The following is a 981-nucleotide window of genomic DNA, read 5'->3' on the forward strand; positions in this document are numbered from 1 at the left end:
CGACCCATCCGTGCCAGGAGCAGATCTACCTGAATCGATAGGCCATTGTCCGGATGATCCCGCCCCATTCCTCTACCTCGCACAGGACGGTCTGCGCCATCGCATCCATGTTGAACGGCGCGCTCGTCAAGACAATGCCGCTGTTGATCGCGAGCCTGTTGTCCGGACCCGCGGATTTGTCGAGATTGTGCGGAAAGGCTTCGGGCGGCACGTGCTCGGTCAGGACCAGATACCGATACTTCGCCGGGATCTTCCGCACCGCGCGCGCGATTTCGGCGTTCGACAGATGCTGAAGAACCTGTCGAACGAAGACCACATCCCCGGCCGGCAGTTCATCGTGCGTGAGGTCCAGCGTCCTGAAGTCGACGCCCATCGACTTGTATCTCTCGGCATTGGACGCGATCAGCGAGTCCACGATGTCGCAGGCGATGTAGCTGGCGCACAGGGGCCGCACTCTGGACCCCACGTGGAAGTCGCCACAACCGAGGTCCACGACGTCGGGCTTGCGGCCGAGCGATCGAAGGAACTTCCCTACCGCTTCGATATAGCTCTCCACCGCCACATCGCGCGATCCGCTTCCGGAGAAGTATTTCTGATCGGGGTCGCCATCGCCGCCCCAGACCCCGTCCTCGTAGATCTTGGTGAAGACGGCCTTCGTCGAGAGGCCCGAGAACTCTCTCAGCTTGGACCTCCCGCGATAGGTGCGCAGAGCGTGGAGGATGGGGGCAGGAAGGCGCCGCTTGATCGCGTTGGTTACGTTTGACATGGTCGCCAACTCTGTCCGGCCACGAGAACGCGCGTGTCGGACAACGCCTGATGTCGCTGTCCCGCGCGTCCGAAGCATCCGGCGATGCGATGCTTCTTTGGGGGCGTCATTGTCGTTCGCCGCCCTCGCCCGCCACGGCCGTCCACCCCTGGAATCCCGATGTCGGGCGTCAGACGAAGCGGTTTCTGATCGCCCCGACGCCGTCAATTTCGACA

1 protein-coding gene is annotated in these 981 nt (G+C 62.7%); it reads right to left on the reverse strand.

Going from position 1 to position 981, the window contains the following annotated elements; genetic code table 11:
* Nucleotides 1-25 precede the first annotated feature (25 nt).
* Nucleotides 26-766, reverse strand: a complete 741-nt coding sequence (locus tag AC1DTN_RS37340; protein ID WP_477925135.1) for a class I SAM-dependent methyltransferase — start codon at nt 764-766, stop codon at nt 26-28.
* Between the last annotated feature and the right edge of the window lie 215 nt (nt 767-981).

Source organism: Rhizobium sp. 01T444, assembly GCF_056398305.1.

What these genes read in the sequence shown, in the direction of transcription:
- AC1DTN_RS37340 (WP_477925135.1), bottom strand. Translation starts at nt 766, where the DNA reads ATGTCAAACGTAACCAACGCGATCAAGCGGCGCCTTCCTGCCCCCATC.